Origin of the sequence: Xanthomonas sp. WHRI 1810A (genome assembly GCF_040202885.1) — a bacterium.
Lineage (GTDB): Bacteria > Pseudomonadota > Gammaproteobacteria > Pseudomonadales > Pseudomonadaceae > Aquipseudomonas.
The window spans coordinates 17,743-34,434 of sequence record NZ_JBEGED010000029.1; the positions used below are offsets into that span (position 1 = coordinate 17,743).

The 16,692-nt window shown below is 62.8% G+C and carries 17 protein-coding genes; 8 read left to right on the plus strand and 9 right to left on the minus strand.

Annotation, left to right across the window (positions count from 1 at the left end; all coding sequences use genetic code 11):
• The first annotated feature begins 39 nt into the window (after nt 1-39).
• From ABQX22_RS25900 to ABQX22_RS25915, 4 genes are all read left to right on the plus strand, one after another.
• Nucleotides 40-876, plus strand: a complete 837-nt coding sequence (locus ABQX22_RS25900) for an amino acid ABC transporter ATP-binding protein (protein ID WP_349802717.1) — start codon at nt 40-42, stop codon at nt 874-876.
• A 25-nt stretch (nt 877-901) separates the two neighbouring features.
• Nucleotides 902-1,639 (plus strand): histidine utilization repressor, encoded by a 738-nt coding sequence (hutC, locus tag ABQX22_RS25905; protein WP_349802718.1) that lies wholly within the window; start codon nt 902-904, stop codon nt 1,637-1,639.
• A 21-nt stretch (nt 1,640-1,660) separates the two neighbouring features.
• Entirely contained in the window at nt 1,661-2,041 is a 381-nt protein-coding gene (locus tag ABQX22_RS25910) for a hypothetical protein (RefSeq protein WP_349802719.1), read from the plus strand.
• Nucleotides 2,042-2,317: 276 nt separating this feature from the next.
• A complete protein-coding gene (locus tag ABQX22_RS25915) occupies nt 2,318-3,697 on the plus strand; it encodes an MFS transporter (protein ID WP_349802720.1) in 1,380 nt (459 codons plus the stop codon).
• Nucleotides 3,698-3,818: 121 nt separating this feature from the next.
• On the opposite strand, the gene ABQX22_RS25920 is transcribed toward ABQX22_RS25915, so the two are convergent.
• The gene (locus ABQX22_RS25920; protein ID WP_349802721.1) at nt 3,819-4,766 is read right to left on the minus strand and encodes an AraC family transcriptional regulator; all 948 of its coding nucleotides are present in this window, start codon (nt 4,764-4,766) and stop codon (nt 3,819-3,821) included.
• A gap of 187 nt (nt 4,767-4,953) precedes the next feature.
• Here ABQX22_RS25920 and ABQX22_RS25925 point away from each other — a divergent pair, with 187 nt between their 5' ends.
• Nucleotides 4,954-5,784: an oxidoreductase gene (locus tag ABQX22_RS25925; RefSeq protein ID WP_349802722.1), complete on the plus strand. Its 831-nt coding sequence runs from the start codon at nt 4,954-4,956 to the stop codon at nt 5,782-5,784.
• 141 nt (nt 5,785-5,925) lie between these two features.
• Nucleotides 5,926-6,771 (plus strand): fumarylacetoacetate hydrolase family protein, encoded by an 846-nt coding sequence (locus ABQX22_RS25930; protein ID WP_349802723.1) that lies wholly within the window; start codon nt 5,926-5,928, stop codon nt 6,769-6,771.
• A gap of 108 nt (nt 6,772-6,879) precedes the next feature.
• Here ABQX22_RS25930 and ABQX22_RS25935 read toward each other — a convergent pair whose 3' ends face one another.
• The 4 genes from ABQX22_RS25935 to ABQX22_RS25950 form a co-directional block, all read right to left on the minus strand.
• The gene (locus ABQX22_RS25935; protein WP_349802724.1) at nt 6,880-8,241 is read right to left on the minus strand and encodes a cytochrome c; all 1,362 of its coding nucleotides are present in this window, start codon (nt 8,239-8,241) and stop codon (nt 6,880-6,882) included.
• A 12-nt stretch (nt 8,242-8,253) separates the two neighbouring features.
• The gene (locus tag ABQX22_RS25940) at nt 8,254-10,029 is read right to left on the minus strand and encodes a GMC family oxidoreductase (RefSeq protein ID WP_349802725.1); all 1,776 of its coding nucleotides are present in this window, start codon (nt 10,027-10,029) and stop codon (nt 8,254-8,256) included.
• Between the two features lie 2 nt (nt 10,030-10,031).
• Nucleotides 10,032-10,775, minus strand: coding sequence for a gluconate 2-dehydrogenase subunit 3 family protein (locus ABQX22_RS25945; protein WP_349802726.1), 744 nt, complete (start codon nt 10,773-10,775; stop codon nt 10,032-10,034).
• 180 nt (nt 10,776-10,955) lie between these two features.
• The gene (locus ABQX22_RS25950) at nt 10,956-12,638 is read right to left on the minus strand and encodes a methyl-accepting chemotaxis protein (protein ID WP_349802727.1); all 1,683 of its coding nucleotides are present in this window, start codon (nt 12,636-12,638) and stop codon (nt 10,956-10,958) included.
• A gap of 311 nt (nt 12,639-12,949) precedes the next feature.
• Here ABQX22_RS25950 and ABQX22_RS25955 point away from each other — a divergent pair, with 311 nt between their 5' ends.
• Together ABQX22_RS25955 and ABQX22_RS25960 are read left to right on the plus strand one after the other, a co-directional pair.
• Nucleotides 12,950-13,192, plus strand: coding sequence for a CopG family ribbon-helix-helix protein (locus tag ABQX22_RS25955; protein WP_349802728.1), 243 nt, complete (start codon nt 12,950-12,952; stop codon nt 13,190-13,192).
• 102 nt (nt 13,193-13,294) lie between these two features.
• Complete coding sequence (locus ABQX22_RS25960) at nt 13,295-13,465, plus strand: type II toxin-antitoxin system RelE/ParE family toxin (RefSeq protein WP_441005331.1); 171 nt, start codon at nt 13,295-13,297, stop codon at nt 13,463-13,465.
• Here the strand turns inward: ABQX22_RS25960 and fhuF are convergent.
• The 4 genes from fhuF to ABQX22_RS25980 are packed head-to-tail and all read right to left on the minus strand — an operon-like array spanning nt 13,398 to nt 16,270.
• Entirely contained in the window at nt 13,398-14,174 is a 777-nt protein-coding gene (gene fhuF, locus ABQX22_RS25965) for a siderophore-iron reductase FhuF (protein ID WP_441005332.1), read from the minus strand. The genes ABQX22_RS25960 and fhuF overlap by 68 nt on opposite strands.
• Nucleotides 14,175-14,204: 30 nt before the next feature.
• Nucleotides 14,205-15,038 carry a formyltransferase family protein gene (locus ABQX22_RS25970; protein WP_349802729.1) on the minus strand — a complete coding sequence of 278 codons (834 nt, stop codon included), beginning with the start codon at nt 15,036-15,038 and terminating at the stop codon, nt 14,205-14,207.
• 11 nt (nt 15,039-15,049) lie between these two features.
• Complete coding sequence (locus ABQX22_RS25975; RefSeq protein ID WP_349802730.1) at nt 15,050-16,042, minus strand: TauD/TfdA family dioxygenase; 993 nt, start codon at nt 16,040-16,042, stop codon at nt 15,050-15,052.
• A gap of 27 nt (nt 16,043-16,069) precedes the next feature.
• The gene (locus ABQX22_RS25980; RefSeq protein ID WP_349802731.1) at nt 16,070-16,270 is read right to left on the minus strand and encodes an MbtH family protein; all 201 of its coding nucleotides are present in this window, start codon (nt 16,268-16,270) and stop codon (nt 16,070-16,072) included.
• Nucleotides 16,271-16,692 lie beyond the last annotated feature (422 nt).

The following is a 16,692-nucleotide window of genomic DNA, read 5'->3' on the forward strand; positions in this document are numbered from 1 at the left end:
GCGGTCTGCGATGCCACGCGCCCGAAACAAGGTGAAAGCATGACGACTTCCGCAGCCCTCCCCGGCGAGGCGACGCCCATCCTGACGCTGAACAAGGTCGGCAAAAGCTTCGGCGCCCTGCGCGTGCTCAAGGGCATCGACATGACCGTGCAGCGCTCTGAAGTGGTGTGCCTGATCGGCCCGTCCGGCTCGGGCAAAAGCACGTTGCTGCGCAGCATGGCGTTTCTTGAAGAGTACGACGAAGGCACGATCCACATCGAAGGCCAGTTGCTGGGCTGGATCGATACCGACAAGGGCCGCAAGCGCGCCCCGCAGTCGCAGATCAATCAGGCCCGGCGCAACGTGGGAATGGTCTTCCAGCAGTTCAACCTGTGGCCGCACATGACGGCGCTTGGCAATGTCTGTGAAGCGTTGCGTCAGGTGCGCAAACTGTCGGCCAGTGACGCCAAGGCCCGGGGCATGGCGATGCTGGACAAGGTTGGCCTGGCGCGCAAGGCCGATGCCTACCCGGCGCAGTTGTCCGGCGGTCAGCAACAGCGCGTGGCCATTGCCCGGGCGCTGGCGATGGAGCCGCACATCATGCTGTTCGACGAACCGACCTCGGCGCTGGACCCGGAGCTGGTGGGCGAAGTGCTGCAGGTGATGAAGGCCCTGGCCAAAGAAGGCATGACCATGGTGGTGGTGACACACGAAATGGGCTTTGCGGCGCAGGTGGCCGATTCGGTGGTCTTTCTCGATCAGGGCGAAGTGGCGGCACGCGGTACGCCGCAGCAGATCTTTCACAACGCCGAGCAACCCCGTTTGCAGCAGTTTCTGCAGAACTACCTGGACCGCAATGCGTTCTGGCAGGACAGCAAAGAGGCCAGCCAGGCATGAGCGCGCCAAGGCGCGGGCGATGCTGATGGACAAGCCTGCACCGCAAGCCCTGTACCGTCAGGCCAAGGATTACGTGCAGCGCAAGCTGGTGGCCGGCGAATGGAAGGCCGGCGACCTGATCCCGTCGGAAAACCGCCTGGTGCTGGAGCTGGGCATGTCGCGCATGACGGTCAACCGCGCGCTGCGTGAGCTGACCGAAGAAGGCCGGCTGCTGCGGGTGTCCGGGGTCGGCACCTTTGTCGCCGAAAGCAAGCCGCAATCGAACCTGCTGCGCATCACCAACATCGCCGACGAAGTCATCGCCCGGGGCCATCGCTACCGCTGCGAGGTCCTCCAGTTCGGGCGCGAGGCGGCGTCGATGCCGATTGCCTCGGCGCTGGCCCTGCCCACTGGCGCCTCGGTGTTTCATCTGTTGTGCGTGCATTACGAAGAAAACGTGGCGGTGCAACTGGAGGACCGTTACGTCAACCCGGAGATGGCGCCAGCGTTCCTCGAACAGACGTTCGGCGATGACCTGCAATCGGCCAGCTACCTGCTGCACATCATTCGCCCGGACGAAATGGAACACATCGTCGAGGCCAGCCATCCCAACAGCGATGAGCGCCGCCATTTGCAGATCGACGCCGACGAGCCCTGCCTGGTGTTGATGCGTCGCACCTGGCACAGCGGCAAGATCGTCACCTATGTGCGGCTGGTTCATCCTTCGTCCCGCTATCGCCTGGGCAGCCGGATGCCGGTCACTGGCGCGCACCCTTCTCTCTGATTGCTGGCCGGTGATCAACCGATGAGCACATTGATCGAACGCCTGGCCTTTATTGCTCTCGAACCCAGTAAGCCCTGCGAACAGGGCATGACAGAAGAGGTGCATATGGCTATCCAGGAAAACCCGAATACCACCGAACGCAACGACCCGGCGATTGACCCCGACACGCCAGACAACGGCATGGGACAGGATCAGTCCCAGGGCGGCAGTGCCCAGACCCAGGTGCCGGCGCAGGACAACCCCGCCAAAGGCAACCAGTCCCAGGACAACAGCGGCGCGACGTCCACCGACAACAGCTACACCCCGGACTTCGAACCCGAGGAAGCTGAGTCTGCGGACAAGACCAGCGAGCACAATCAGACCGGTGAAACCGACGCGGATGTGGATACCCAAGGGGGCTGATCTAACTTGTAGGAGCGCGCTTGCCCGCGATGACGGTGGATCCGGCGACCCTTATGGCACAGGCATACCGCAATCGCGGGCAAGCGCGCTCCTACAGGGCTTTAGGCAGCGCGGTGTGTCTGACATGACGCTTCGCGAACAAGTCCGCTCCTACAGACAATGCGTAAAACCGCTGTATTTAACGATTGCATAGCACCCTAATTAACCGGCACGATCAGGCCCTCGTCTGCGTCCGCAGGTCTTTCTCGAACGCCTTGTCCCGGAGCGTTGTCGGTCATGGTTCAACCCAGCAATGATTTGCCGCGCGCGAGCACCAAGCTCACGCCACTGGAATTTCGCGGCATGGTCGCGATTCTGCTGTCCATCGCCCTGGCCACCCTCGACACCGCCATTGCCAACACCGCCCTGCCCGCCATTGCCGCTGACCTGAATGCGTCACCGGCGGCGTCCGTGTGGATCATCAACGCCTACCAACTGGCGGCGGTCGCGACGTTGCTGCCGCTGGCGGCGCTGGGCGGTGTGATCGGCCACCGCAAGGTCTACCTCGGCGGGCTTATTTTGTTTGTGGTGTCCTCGGCGTTGTGCACGTTCGCCTGGTCGCTGCCGACCCTGACCATCGCCCGGGTGTTCCAGGGCCTGGGCGCCGCCGCGATCATGAGCGTGAACGCGGCGCTGATCAGTTCGATCTTTTCGCACGAGCGCCTCGGACGCGGGCTGGGCCTGAACGCGCTGGTGGTGGGCACCTCGTTCGCCGCAGGTCCCACCATCGCGTCACTGGTGCTGTCGGTGGCCAACTGGCCGTGGCTGTTCGCGATCAACCTGCCCATAGGCGTCTTTGCCCTGGTGTTCGCCTGGAACTCGCTGCCCAAAACCAAGCCCGGCACGCTGACCTTCGACCGCATCACCGCCGTGCTCAACGTCATCACCTTCGGCGCGCTGATTTTCGCCCTGAGCGAGGCGGCGCAACTGGGCTCGCTGACCACGGTACTGATCGCCCTGGCCTTCTTCGTCGTGGGCGGCGCGCTGATGCTCAAACGCGAGGCCGGGCATCCGGCGCCAATGTTCCCGCTGGACCTGCTTAAACTACCGATGTTCGCCCTGTCGGCGCTGACCGCGTTCTGCGCGTTTGCGACTCAGGGCCTGGCCTTTGTCTCGCTGCCGTTCTTTCTGGAAACCTACCTGGGCCGCGACCCGGTGCAGACCGGTTTTCTGATGACGCCGTGGTCGGTGATCGTCGCCCTGATCGCACCCGTCGCCGGACGGCTGTCGGACCGGTATGCGCCAGGGCTGCTGGGCGGGATCGGCCTGGCGATTCTGTGCGCGGGGATGGTGTCCCTGGCGCTGATGCCGGCCGACGCCAGTGTGCTGGATATCGGCGCGCGGATGATTCTGTGTGGCCTGGGCTTTGGTTTCTTCCAGGCACCGAATCAGAAGGCCCTGATGACCAGCGCCCCGAAAAACCGCGCCAGTGGCGCCAGCGGCACCATCGCCACCGCCCGCCTGATCGGTCAGGCCACGGGGGCGGCACTGGTGGCGCTCAGTTTCGGGATTTCCAGCGAGCACGGGCCCGTGCTGGCGTTGAGCATCGGCGCGTGCTTCGCGGCGGTCGGCAGCGTGGCGAGCGGGTTGCGGTTGGTGACGAAGAATACGGCGTGAGTGCACGCCTCCTCCCTGTAGTAGCGCGCCTGCCCGCGATAGCGGTTTGTCAGTTAATGAAACGTTGTCAGACGCAACGCAATCGCGGGCAAGCGCGCTCCTACAATTAATCGCGTTCGACCTAATGCGACGACACATACGCCGAGTTCACCTGCGCTGGCAGCGCAAACGAGTCCTGCAACCGCGCGACTTCATCGGTGGGCGTGCGGCCGAACAGTCTTTTGAATTCCCGGCTGAACTGCGAGGGGCTTTCGTAGCCCACCGCGGCGGACGCCACTGACGCGGTCATGCCGTTGCGCAGCATCAACAGCCGCGCCTGGTGCAGGCGGGTGGACTTCAGGTACTGCATGGGCGAGGTGTGGGTCACGGCTTTGAAATGCGCGTGAAACCGCGTGACGCTCATGTTGGCTTCGCCGGCCAGGCGCTCGACGTCCAGCGCCTGATCAAAACTGCTGTGGATCTTGCGGATCGCCTTGGACACCCGACCGAAGCGTCCCTGTTCCTCCAGCGCGGCCCGCAGTGACCCGCCCTGCGCGCCCATCAGAATCCTGAAGTAGAGTTCCCGCAGCAACCCCGGACCGAGAATGGCGCCTTCCAGCGGTGAATGCATCGCCTCAAGAAAACGCAGCAGCGCGTCTTTCAGGCCATCGTCCATGGGCGAGGCGTGCATACCTTTAGGCAAGGCCGTCGCCTGCGGACGGTGTTCGTCCAGCTGCAGGATCAACTCGGCGGCCAGGACAAAATCCAGATGAAAATACACCGCCAGCAACGGTTCTTCCGCACTGGCATCAGTGGCCATGGTGAACGGCACCGGCACCGACACCACCAGGCATTGCTGGGCGTCGTAGACAAAAGTTTCGTCACCCCAATGCCCGATTTTCCGCCCCTGGCAGACCATCACGATACCGGGGTCGTACAGCACCGGCGCCCGTTCCAGCGGCCGGTTCGAGCGCAGCAGCCGAACGTGGGGAAACGCCGTGAGGGTGTAGCCTTCGTCCGGGGCCAGCTTTTCCAGCAGTGTAATGATGCGCTGCTGGCGTTGATCGGGGATGGGATGACGCGTCGTCATGGGCAAGGGGCCGGTCAGGTGGGTTTGAACACCTTGTGCCGCTGGCGCGGAAAAATCCAGCCCGATGGCAGGAATAGGCAAACATGGGGGAGCTCTGCACCTTCGCATGACGGTACACCGCTCCTACCATGGGCATGTCTCTCATCAACGCAAAGATGAGGCCACCGACTTGAGCGAGGCACTCGACATGAGCACGAAAAAAACCCTGTTTATCACTGGCGTCAGCAGCGGCTTCGGCCAGGCACTGGCGCAACAGGCGCTGGCGGCCGGGCATTGCGTGATCGGCACCCTGCGTGACGCCGAGGCGCTGCAGGCCTTCGAGGCGCAATCGTCCGACGCCCACGGCGTGTTGCTGGACGTCACCGATTTTGCGGCCATCGACGCGGCCATCAGCCAGGCCGACCAGGCGTTTGGCCCGGTGGATGTGTTGGTCAACAATGCCGGTTATGGCCATGAGGGGGTGTTCGAAGAATCGCCCCTTGAAGCGATGCGTCGCCAGTTCGACGTCAACGTGTTCGGCGCCGTGGCCGTCACCAAGGCCTTCGTGCCGCTGTTCCGCCAGCGCCGACGCGGACACATCATCAACATCACCTCCATGGGGGGCCACCTGACAATGCCCGGCATCGCCTACTATTGCGGCAGCAAGTTCGCGCTGGAAGGTATTTCCGAGACCCTGAGCAAGGAGCTCAAACCCTTTGGCGTGTTCGTCACCGCCGTGGCGCCAGGCTCGTTCCGCACCGATTGGGCCGGTCGTTCCATGCAGCGCTCGCCCCGGCAGATTGCCGATTACGACGCGCTGTTTGACCCCATTCGCCAGGCGCGGGAAGAGAAAAGCGGCAAGCAGTTGGGTGACCCGGTCAAAGCGGCGCAGGCCATCTTGCAGCTGATCGCCAGCGACAACCCGCCCGCGCACCTGTTGCTCGGCAGTGACGCACTGAAGCTGGTGCGTGAGAAGCTGGCGCAGTTGAATGCGGAAATTGACCAGTGGGAAGCACTGACGCGGTCGACGGATGGGTAATATGGGTCGGAGCAACTCCGTCTTGTAGGAGCTGACGAGCTGCCGAAGGCTGCGATTGCGGTTTGTCAGGTAAATTGCATCGCAGCCTTCGGCGGCTCGTCAGCTCCTACAGGTTCAAGCCGATTCCTACGAGGACACCCCATGAAGCTTCTGCGTTACGGCGAAAAAGGCCAGGAACGGCCCGCCCTGCTCGACAGTACCGGCGGGATTCGCGATCTGTCCGGGTACATTGCCGATCTGTCCGGCGCCTTCCTCAGCCCTGCCAGCCTCGACACCCTCAAGGCGCTGGACCCTGAATCACTGCCGCTGATCGAGGGCAATCCGCGTCTGGGACCGTGCGTCGCGAACGTGGGCAAGCTCATCGGCATCGGTCTGAACTACGCCGACCACGCCGCCGAAACCGGCTCCGACATCCCCAAAGAACCGATCATTTTCAACAAATGGACCAGCAGCATCATTGGCCCCAACGACAACGTCGAGATTCCGCGTCACTCGACGAAGGCCGACTGGGAGGTGGAGCTGGGGGTGGTGATCGGTCTGGGTGGGCGGTACATCGAGGAGAAAGACGCCATGCATCACGTGGCAGGGTATTGCGTGATCAACGACGTGTCCGAGCGTGAATTCCAGATGGAACGCGGCGGCACATGGGACAAGGGCAAGGGCTGCGACACCTTCGGACCGCTGGGCCCGTGGCTGGTGACCCAGGATGAGATCGCCGATCCGCACCAGCTCGATCTGTGGCTGGAAGTGGACGGCAAGCGCTATCAGAACGGCAACACCCGCACCATGATTTTCCAGATCCCGAAGCTGGTGAGTTACCTCAGCCAGTTCATGAGCCTGCAACCGGGCGACGTGATTTCCACCGGTACCCCGCCAGGCGTGGGAATGGGGGTCAAGCCTGAGCCGGTTTATCTGCGCGCGGGTCAGCGCATGCGGTTGGGGGTTGAGGGGTTGGGGGTGCAGGAGCAAATGGTTGTGCAGGGGTAATCGAAAACCTGTAGGAGCGCGCTTGCCCGCGATGGCGGTGTGTCTGCGACAACGGGGTAGTCTGACACAACGCTATCGCGGGCAAGCGCGCTCCTACAAAGGCCTACATCATGGCTTGGCGATATCGGTACGCGACACCGCCGGTGATTCCTGCGGCAAGGTCGCCCGCAGTGCCTTCACCTGATCGGCCTTCACCGCCGGCGCCTGGTTGCCCCAACTGCTGCGCACGAAGGTCAGCAGTTGCGCCACTTCTTCATCCGACATCCGCCAGGCGAAACCGGGCATGCCCAGTTCCGACGGTGCGGTGGCGGTTGCCGGCAACTTGCTGCCGGCCAACACCAGACGAATCATCGACACCGGGTCTTCCGACAGCACCGACGAGTTGCCGGCGATCTTCGGGAACACCCGCTGGTAGCCCTGACCGTCGGTGCGGTGGCAGGCCGAGCAGTTGTCGACATACAGCTCGGCACCGCGACTGCCTTCCTGACCGTTGGCCAGGGCTTTCGCCGTGGCGGGATCAGCCTTGAAGCTCGACACCTGACGCTCGCTGGCCGGCAAGGTTTTCAGGTACGCCGCCACGGCCTGGAGGTCGCCATCGTTGAGGTGCTGCGTGCTGTGCACCACCACATCGCCCATGGCCCCGCCCAATACCGCATGGGTCGCACTGCGCGCACTGCGCAAGGTATCGAGGATGTCGTCCTTGCTCCAGGCGCCCAGGCCGTCCGCCGGATTACCGCGCAGGTTGACCGCCAGCCAGCCGTCGATCACCGGCCCACCGGACAGGTAGATCGGGCTCGACTCGTCCAGCGCCTTTTCCTGCAAGGTCAAGGCCCGTGGGGTGTGGCAGCTGCCGCAGTGGCCCAGGCCCTGCACCAGATACGCACCGCGCGCGACCTCGGCGTCCTTGTAGCCATCGGCTTTGAACGCCACGGCATCCGGGTCCGGCGCGAAGGTCTTGCGCCAGATTGCCAACGGCCAGCGCATGGACAACGGCCACGGCACGTCATTGACGCGGTTGATCACACCCACCGGCTCGACGCCGTGCATGAAGTACGCGTACAGCGCCCGCATGTCGTCATCGCTGACCTTGGCGTAGGCCGGATACGGCATGGCCGGGTACAGGCTGTCGCCATTGGCAGCGATGCCATGACGGATGGCCCGGTCGAAGTCATCCAGCGAGTAACCGCCGATGCCCGACGCTTTGTCCGGCGTGATGTTGCTGCTGTAGAGCGTGCCGATGGGCGAGGCAATCGGCAGACCGCCCGCGAACGGTTTGCCGCCCTTGGCGGTGTGGCAAGCCGTGCAATCGCCGGCGTCTGCCAGGTAACGGCCTTTTTCGATCAACGCGGCCTGCTCGGCCTCCGGTGCGGCCTGCAACGCCCGGGTGTGGGTCGGCCAGAACGCAACGGCCAGCAACACGACCAGGACCACAACGCCCAGTGCAACCAGGCTCAAGAGAAACTTTTTCATGGGTCGCTCTCCTTATGCCTGAACCAGCGGGCCGGGGTTTTTCAGGTACTGCTCGCGAATGGCCGTTGCCGACCAATACGCCAGCGCGCCCACCATCCCGGTCGGGTTATAGCCGTTGTTTTGCGGGAACGCGTTGGCCCCGATGGCGAACACGTTGTGCACGTCCCACGATTGCAGGTAACGGTTCAGCGCCGAGGTTTTCGGGTCGCTGCCCATGATCGCGCCGCCGCAGGTGTGAGTGCTCTGGTACTTGGTGATGTTGTAATGCTCGCCCGGTTTCTTGGCGTCGCCCGCCATCGCCGTCGGGTTGAGGATTTTCGACATCTCCAGCGCCTTGCCCACCAGGAACTGCGAGGCCTTGATCTCGTTGTCGTGCCAGTCGAAGTTCATGCGCAACAGGGGCCGACCGAAGCCGTCCTTGTAGGTCGGGTCCAGGCTCAGATAATGCTGACGGTACGACATGCACGCGCCTTGCACTTCGAAGTAGAACGAGTGACGGAACGCATCGCTCGCCGCCTGTTTCCACTGGGTGCCCCAGTTCGGCGTGCCCGGTGGCACGTTGACGCCGCGCACCGGCCCGGCGCCGGGTTGGCGCGCCCAGATGACGCCGCCGCCGACAAAACCGGCCTTGGCGTTGTCCAGCTGGTTGCCGTTGAGGTTGTCCATGGTCGTGCCCGCGCCACCGATCCCGATGAACTGGTTGGCCTGCACTTCCTTGCCGAAAAACAGCACCACGCGGTTAAGGTTCTGGTACGAGTAATTGCGGCCGATGGTGCCTTCGTTGGTCTCCGGGTCATACGGCTTGCCGATGCCGGACAGCAGCATCAAGTGCACGTTGAACAGCGAGAACGCGCACAGCAGGACAAGGTCCGCCTGCTGCTCGACTTCACGGCCCTGAGCATCCAGGTACGTCACGCCGGTGGCCTTCTTGCCATCGCTGTCAAGGTTTACTTTAAGCACCTGCGAGTTGGTGCGCATCTCGAAGTTCTTGCGCGTGCGCAGCACCGGCAGAATGCTGATGTTGGGGCTGGCCTTGGAGTAGTTCAGGCAACCGTAATCGCTGCAGAAACCACAGGCGTTGCACGGGCCCATCTGGCAACCGTAGGGGTTGACGTAGGGTGCCGAGGCGTTGGAAGCAGGGATCGGATACGGGTTCCAGCCCATCTCCCGGGCGCCTTTGTAGAACATCTCGGCGCCGAGGTAATTGGGGTTGGGGCCCAACGGGAATTCCCGCGAACGCGAGCCTTCGAACGGGTTGCCGCCGGCCTGGGTGGCGCCTTGAATCACACCGGCCTTGCCGGACGTGCCGCAGACGTATTCGAAGTGATCGAAGTGCGGTTCCAGCTCCTCGTACGTGACCGGGAAATCCTGGATCGTCATGTCGGCGGGGATGAACTTGGCGCCGTAGCGCTGCTCGACATTGCTGCGCAGCTTCAGGTCTTCGGGCAGCGCGCGGAAGTGGCAACCGGACCAGTGACTGCCCGCGCCGCCCACACCGGTGCCCGGCTTGAACGAGCCCATCTGCCGATACGGCACGGCGGTGGACGTCAGGTTGTGGCGCACGGTGACCGTTTCCTGCGACAGGCTTTGCAGGTAGCGACGGTGCACCGAGCCTTCCAGCTCATCGACCACTTTGGGGTAAGCGAAATCGGGTTGGGTGTCGCGGTCGGCACCCCGCTCCAGCACAACAACGTGCAGGCCTGCGTCGGTGAGTTCCTTGGCCATGATGGCGCCGGTCCAACCCATGCCGACAATGACAGCGTCTACTTTCGGTTTAACGTTCGCCATGCTCAACCCCTCCGTCCGGCCAGATCGACCGGGGGCAACGGATACGGCTTGTCCCGCACCGTGATCCAGTCCATGTAATCGGCGCGCATGCCGGGATAACCGATCATCTTCCACGCGCCCATGTTCTTGTTGCCGCCGTGTGAAGGGTCAGCGAAGTAGCCGTTGCGTACTTCGGAGAGCAGGTTGGTGAAGAACAGCTTCGACGACACCTCCTCCATCACCAGCTTGCCGCTCTCGGCGGACTTGAGCAGGTCTTCCTGCTGCGCCGTCGTGAGCTGGGCAAAGGTCTTGCCGGAGAAGCTCTTTTTGCAGCTGGCGTCAAACGCCTTGATGCCGACCCGCAGCAGCTCGCGCAGGGTCAGGCGGCCCTGGTAACCGAACTCGGGCGCTGCATCGAGAAACGGGCCCTGCATGTACCAGATGCCGCCGTTGGCGTAGGGAGTCTGCATGTGGCGGTCGAGAAACTCCGGCACGCCCAGCTCCATGGCGCCGGGCCCGACGTGATCGGACGGGATCAAACGGTCGCAGGCGGCAAACACGAACGCCCACTCTTCGGGGGTGAAAAACGTCGGTTTGTAGTCATCGGTCTTGCTGGAAGGTTGCGCGCCTTGCTGGGCGTCGCTCGCCGGGGTCTGGGCGAAGGTAGCGGTGGGAAGGCCGGCACTGGCCAGGGTTACAACGGGAATCAGCGTCAGCGACTTGCGTAGAAAATCGCGGCGCCCTGGGGAAGTATCGTCATCAGACATCGTTTACTCACTCCTGGGTCTATACACGGTGTGCTTCTTTTTTTTCTGTCTTTCTTATTGTTTGCCGCGCCTGGCGCGGCTATTAGATCGCTGCCTAATCATGATCAAGCTAAGCAAACGGGCGTTACTAAAGCAGGTTCCGCTGCCTGTTTCCAGGCGTGTAAAGGCTGAAACGATTCATCAGATTTTGAATTGACGGACCAACTGGCTGAGGTTGGTACCCAGGGACGACACCTCGCGCATGGTGCGCGCGCTTTGCTCGGTTTCGTCGGCCAGGCTTTCCACCGCGCCGGCGATCTGGTGCACGCTGCGGTTGATTTCTTCGGCCACCGAGGTCTGCTCTTCCGCAGCGCTGGCGATCTGTGCGTTCATCGCGTTGATGGTACCGATCAGGCCAGAGATGGAGTCCAGCGACACGCCGACTTCGTTGGTCTGCTTGTTGGCGCCCTCGCCTGCTTCGGTGGAACGGCGCATGGCCGCGACCGAGGCCGTGGTGCCGGCTTCAAGGCGGGTGATCATGCCCTGGATTTCCTGGGTGCTGGTCTGGGTGCGGCTGGCCAATGCGCGGACTTCATCGGCCACCACCGCAAACCCGCGACCGGCTTCACCGGCACGGGCCGCTTCGATGGCAGCGTTGAGGGCCAGCAGGTTGGTCTGTTCGGCGATGGAGCGAATCACGTCCAGCACCGACACGATGGAACGCACGTCCTGCTGCAGGTTGTCCAGGCTGGTGCCGCTCAGGCGGATATCCGACACCAGGGCGCTCATGCCCTGAATGTTGCTGCCCACCACTTTGCGTGCGGCGTGGCCTTGCAGGTCGGTCTCGGAGGCGGCTTCGGCGGCACGCTGGGCGCTCATGGCCACTTCCTGGGCGGCGGACGACATTTCGTTGATGGCGGTCGCCACCTGATCGGTCTCGTTGCGCTGACGCTGCATCGCCTGCTCGGAACGTTGGGTCTGCTGCGTGGCCTGCTCCACCAGACCGTCGAGGTCGGTGGTCATCTGCGCCACCTGACGGACCATGGTGTGGATCTTGTCGATGAAGCGGTTGAACGATGCGGCCAGATCACCCAGCTCATCGTGGCTGGTGATCGCCAGACGGTGGGTCAGATCACCCTCGCCGGCGGCGATGTCATCCAGGTTGGTCTTGAGCACACGCAACGGCCGCACAATGCCATTGGCAGTCCAGACACCGGCCGCGGCGGTCACGAGGAGCAAGACCAGAGTAGCCAGGAAGATACTGCCCAGAATGTCCCGGGTGCGCGCGGTGACCGTGGCCTGCTCCAGTGCCATGGCCGCGTCGATGTCGTCCATGTTGATCGCGCTGCCCAGCGCCAGGTCCCATTTCTCCAGGTAAACGGTGTAACCCAGTTTCGGCACCTGCACGCTCTCCTCACCCGGTTTCGGCGCGGCGTAGTCGACGTAATGCTTGCCGTTTTTCGCGACCTCGATAAAGGTCTGGTAGTGGAACGTGCCGTCCGGGTCCTTGGTGTCCCAGAAGCTCTTGCCGACGCCGGCAGTGCTGTCGCCACGGAACACCCGCACGCCCTTGCCGTCGTAGCCGAAGAAGTAACCGTCGTCGCCGAATTTCACCGGCTTCAAAAGCGCCAACGCCTGGTCGCGAGCGGCCATGTCGCCGTTCGCCGACGCATCGTGCAGGGGTTTGATGGTGGTGAGCGCGATGTCCACGTAGCTTTTCAGGACCGCGCGGTTGCGCTGGACCAGGCTGTCACGGGTTTCACGCATTTCCTGATCAGCACTGCGTTGCAGCATCCACGACGCCAGCCCGCTGATAATCAGCGCAAACAGCAGCGCGGGAATGATGGCCAAACACAGTAGCTTGCTTTTGACGGTCAACTTCATGAGAAAAATGCCCTCCTGATCATTGTGGTTTTCAGGGGTATCGGCTCTAGATCACATATCTTGAAACTAAATGCTGGCAACGTGATGCCGGCTTTTCGGTTTAGTTCAATAAAGTTTCGGGCGTCCTACATCACTGCCAGACATAGCCGTCCTGACGAAACGGCGTTGAGCAACTGCACACCATTAGATACGCCGTTAGGATTCGCAGCATTGATCAGCCATCTCCCAACGCTCAGGAGTCTCCCTTGCACACATCAACGCATAACGTTGTAGTACCGCGCATTACACGCATCGCAAACGGAGATCCCTGCATGCCGACGATGTCATTGCGCTTACCCGACGACCTTGCCGCCGCTTTGGCTGATCTCGCTACGGCCACCGGCAGAAGCAAGTCGTGCCTGGCCATTGATGCGTTGCGCGAATACGTCGAGCGGGAAACCTGGCAGGTCGCCAGGATAAACAAAGGCATTGAGCAGGCGGATGCCGGGGAATTTGCCACCGAAGAGGAGGTGGCGGCATTGAGGAACATGGATTGGACCCGGCATGCGGGTTGAGTGGTCGGTTGATGCCCTGAGCGACCTCAGGGCCGTCACCACCCGTATCTCGCAAGACAATCCAACGGCAGCCGCACGATTTCAGAGACGATCTTCACTGGCGTGGAGCGACTGTCCTTGTTCCCTTCCATCGGTCGCGAAGGCCGAGTCATCGGTACGCGAGAATGGATCGTTACTAAAGGTTCCTGCGTCATCCCGTATCGCGTCAGGAACGGTCACCTGCAGGTACTGGCGACATTTCATACCCGTCGCTCCGCCCCTTGCCAGTGGTAATCAGCGGGCAATTCCCGCAGCACGCCAAACCACCCACCAGATAACGCACACAACACACCCGGCGCTCGCGCCTCGGTTCCTCCTGCCCGTCCGCTTCTATATAACGCACGGGCTGGAACAGCGGATTACGTCGACCGTCAGGGGTGTGGGTCGCGGCGATCAAGGCATGACCGTCGGACAGGTCTGCCTTCGGCATGGCCTTGGCGAGTACGCCGAGCAGCCATTCGAAGTAGTTGCCGGCATTGCTCCACAGCACTTTGGGCGACACCCGCACGTGGCTGGCGAGTGTGTTGATCAAGGGCCGCAGATGCCCTTCGATCAGGCCGTCGAATCGGGCGAAGGGTTCGCCCGAAACGCTGTGTCGACGCTGACCGGGGTGCGGCAGTTTGAACGCCTGAGGCAGGGCGTTTTCGTCGAGCACGACGTCGATGTGGTCCGGCTCCAGCGGTACATGCCAATCAAGAATGAGCGACGCCGCCACCACCGGCGGAATCAGCCGAATGAAGTAATACTTGGACCACATGGACGCGAGCCCGCGCCGGTCACCGCCGCCGTACTGCCGGGCGAAACGCGCCAGTTGCACATCGAAGCACTCGGCGGTGAGCAAGGTGGTCAGCGGCAGCGACGGGCGGGGATCATCCTTGAGCGTCAGGACGTTGCGGTACTCGGCGAACTCACCGACGAACAACGGCGCCAGCGCGGGGATCAACCGGTCGTACCCCTGCGCCTTTCCTTCATCTTAATGAACGCCTCGCCGGGCCAGCACCATCAGGCCTTGCTCCAGTGCGGGGAACAGGCTGTTGTTGAAGTTGTTCCAGCGCATCTCGAGGATCGTGTCGGTGGGGGCAATCGGGGTGTCCAGCACGTCGAAAATCACTTCACCGGAATCGATGCCGTTGTCCACGTAATGGAACGAGGCACCGGTCATGTCGACCACCGGGATGTCAACGGTTTCACGGGTGTGCCAGTCGATCACCTTCTTGCCCTGGGCGCCGTACAGCGCGTCAAGGGTGGCGTAGGCGCCGCGCCGTTCGTAGGGTGATTCCAGGCGCGTGATGCCGGGATGGATGTTGACGATCTTGCGGTGGAAGTCCGCCCCCTCGCGCACCAGCTCGTCGAGGATCACCAGCAGGCCGTCCAGCACCACCACGTCCGCGTTCAAGGCGTGCAGTTTCGCGCCCAGACGGCGTTCGAAATCGGACTTGCCGGCCGCCCGGGCACTGTCCCCCAACGGCAGGGCGCGATAGCTCGACGGCACGCTGTCCAGCAAATCATTGACCCGCCGCCCCTGCACCCGCAGGTCCGCCGGGTAGAACCAATGCCTGCCCTGCCCTGGCGCAAAGCCATAGTCCTTGAGGTTGTCCCGGTCCCGGGGTGAATCGAGGTTGTCGTCGCAGATCACGCCTTCCAGCGAGTAGATATCCCCCAGCGGCGTGTCGTTGAGCGCCTGCACCAGATGCTCCAGCGGCGACTTCATGTAGCGCTGTTGGTTTTGATAATCGACGTACTGACCGGCTTTGTCCGCCGCGCCGTTGCGCAGCGACCAGACGTAGACGAGCTTGGTTTTGGGCATGGTGTTCAGACTCATGAGTGGGGGTGAAGCGTGCGTCCATCGACGCCTTCGGCCATCGCCACCACGACCTTGCGTTCGCCACTGAAGGGCTTGCGCGAGTGGGCGGTGAGCATGTTGTCGAGCATCAGGACGTCGCCGGTCTGCCAGGGAAACACCACTTCGCAGGCGTCGAGCACGCTGCGGATTTCCCTCAGCACGTCGTCTTCCAGTGGGCTGCCGTCGCCGTAATAGACGTTACGCGGCAGGCCTTCTTCGCCGACGGTGTCGAGGAGGATTTCCTGCATCTCCAGGTCCAGATTGGACAAATGAAACAGGTGCGCCTGGTTGAACCAGACCCAGTCCCGGGTGCGCGGATGCTGCGCCACGCCCTGGCAGATCTGCCGGGTGCGCAGGTCGCCGTCTTCGTTCCAGTCGCAGCGAATGCCACGCGGCCGGCAATACGCCTCGACCGCTTGGCGCTGCTCGGTGTTGAACACCTGCTGCCAGGTCAGGTCCAGGCCGTTGCCGTAATTGCGCACGTACATCAGACGCTTTTCTTCAAAGCGCTTGCGCAGGGCCGGGTTGATCCGGCGAAACACTTCGCGGCTGTCGGCAATCGGGGTCTCGCCGCCGACCGCGGCGGCCTTGGCGCAGTAGAACCAGATGCGCATCGGCCATTCCTGGGTGTAGGCCTGTTCGTTGTGCAGCGGGATGGAGCGGTTGGCCGGGTATTCGGTGGAGGTGTAGACGCCCTTGCCGGTGACCCGGGTACGGGGCGTTGAGCCGAATTCGTAGTTGAGCAGCGGATGGCCGAAGGCTGAGGCAAACCGCTGGAAACCGTCGGCGCCGTCGGTGGCGAAGCCGCTGAACAGCACGGCGCCGTCCTGTTCCAGGCGTTCATCCACGATGGCGCGCAGGGCGGCGAACTCGGCTTCGATGGACGCCCCGGCTTGGCCGGGGTAGACGCGCAGCGGGAAGCCGTCTTCAAGGTGCAGGGGTTGCGGGGTGAGCTTGCTCATGTTCATCAGCAAGGTGCTCCGGTGGGTGACGATTCAGGCCATGGCCTTGCGCAGGCTCAGGGGGCGCATGTCGGTCCAGGTGGCTTCGATGTAGTCCAGGCAGGTCTGTTTGTTGCCTTCGATGCCGACGCTTTTCCAGCCGTCGGGGATGGCTTTGTAGTCGGGCCAGAGGGAGTACTGCTCTTCGTGGTTGATCACGACCCGGAACTGGGTGTTTTCGCTGTCGATGCTCATGGGGTGTCCCTCGTGTTGTGGTGGGGCCGCGGTGGCGCGGTCTTCTCTACAAGACGATTGAGGGGGCCGGATGATTAGTGGTTTTTTGTTGGGGTTGAGTGAAGCGCGCGGTGATCACGCGGATCACGCGGATCACGCCTATTACGCTGATCACGCTGATCACGCGATCCATATAGGAGCTGACGAGCCCGTGCGAGGCTGCGATTGCGGTCTAGCTGACCCACCTCGGATCGTGTGTATATCCGTTATTTGTATGTGCTGTTGTTATGGTTCCGCCCTTACGGCGGGTCACTTTTCTTTCGGGAAAAGTAACCAAAACCATTTGCTCCTGGTTTGGCCCTCCTGCGTCGGGTTCCCTCACTCCGGCGACGCTCCGTGGGCACGCCGCCAACGGCCATCCATGGCCTGGGGCGGCTAGCGCG

Excerpts from the sequence above, each read along its gene's own strand:
- ABQX22_RS25900 (WP_349802717.1), top strand. The coding sequence starts at position 40 with ATGACGACTTCCGCAGCCCTCCCCGGCGAGGCGACGCCCATCCTGACG.
- hutC (WP_349802718.1), top strand. The coding sequence starts at position 902 with ATGGACAAGCCTGCACCGCAAGCCCTGTACCGTCAGGCCAAGGATTAC.
- ABQX22_RS25910 (WP_349802719.1), top strand. The coding sequence starts at position 1,661 with ATGAGCACATTGATCGAACGCCTGGCCTTTATTGCTCTCGAACCCAGT.
- ABQX22_RS25915 (WP_349802720.1), top strand. The coding sequence starts at position 2,318 with ATGGTTCAACCCAGCAATGATTTGCCGCGCGCGAGCACCAAGCTCACG.
- ABQX22_RS25920 (WP_349802721.1), bottom strand. The coding sequence starts at position 4,766 with ATGACGACGCGTCATCCCATCCCCGATCAACGCCAGCAGCGCATCATT.
- ABQX22_RS25925 (WP_349802722.1), top strand. The coding sequence starts at position 4,954 with ATGAGCACGAAAAAAACCCTGTTTATCACTGGCGTCAGCAGCGGCTTC.
- ABQX22_RS25930 (WP_349802723.1), top strand. The coding sequence starts at position 5,926 with ATGAAGCTTCTGCGTTACGGCGAAAAAGGCCAGGAACGGCCCGCCCTG.
- ABQX22_RS25935 (WP_349802724.1), bottom strand. The coding sequence starts at position 8,241 with ATGAAAAAGTTTCTCTTGAGCCTGGTTGCACTGGGCGTTGTGGTCCTG.
- ABQX22_RS25940 (WP_349802725.1), bottom strand. The coding sequence starts at position 10,029 with ATGGCGAACGTTAAACCGAAAGTAGACGCTGTCATTGTCGGCATGGGT.
- ABQX22_RS25945 (WP_349802726.1), bottom strand. The coding sequence starts at position 10,775 with ATGTCTGATGACGATACTTCCCCAGGGCGCCGCGATTTTCTACGCAAG.
- ABQX22_RS25950 (WP_349802727.1), bottom strand. The coding sequence starts at position 12,638 with ATGAAGTTGACCGTCAAAAGCAAGCTACTGTGTTTGGCCATCATTCCC.
- ABQX22_RS25955 (WP_349802728.1), top strand. The coding sequence starts at position 12,950 with ATGCCGACGATGTCATTGCGCTTACCCGACGACCTTGCCGCCGCTTTG.
- ABQX22_RS25970 (WP_349802729.1), bottom strand. The coding sequence starts at position 15,038 with ATGCCCAAAACCAAGCTCGTCTACGTCTGGTCGCTGCGCAACGGCGCG.
- ABQX22_RS25975 (WP_349802730.1), bottom strand. The coding sequence starts at position 16,042 with ATGAACATGAGCAAGCTCACCCCGCAACCCCTGCACCTTGAAGACGGC.
- ABQX22_RS25980 (WP_349802731.1), bottom strand. The coding sequence starts at position 16,270 with ATGAGCATCGACAGCGAAAACACCCAGTTCCGGGTCGTGATCAACCAC.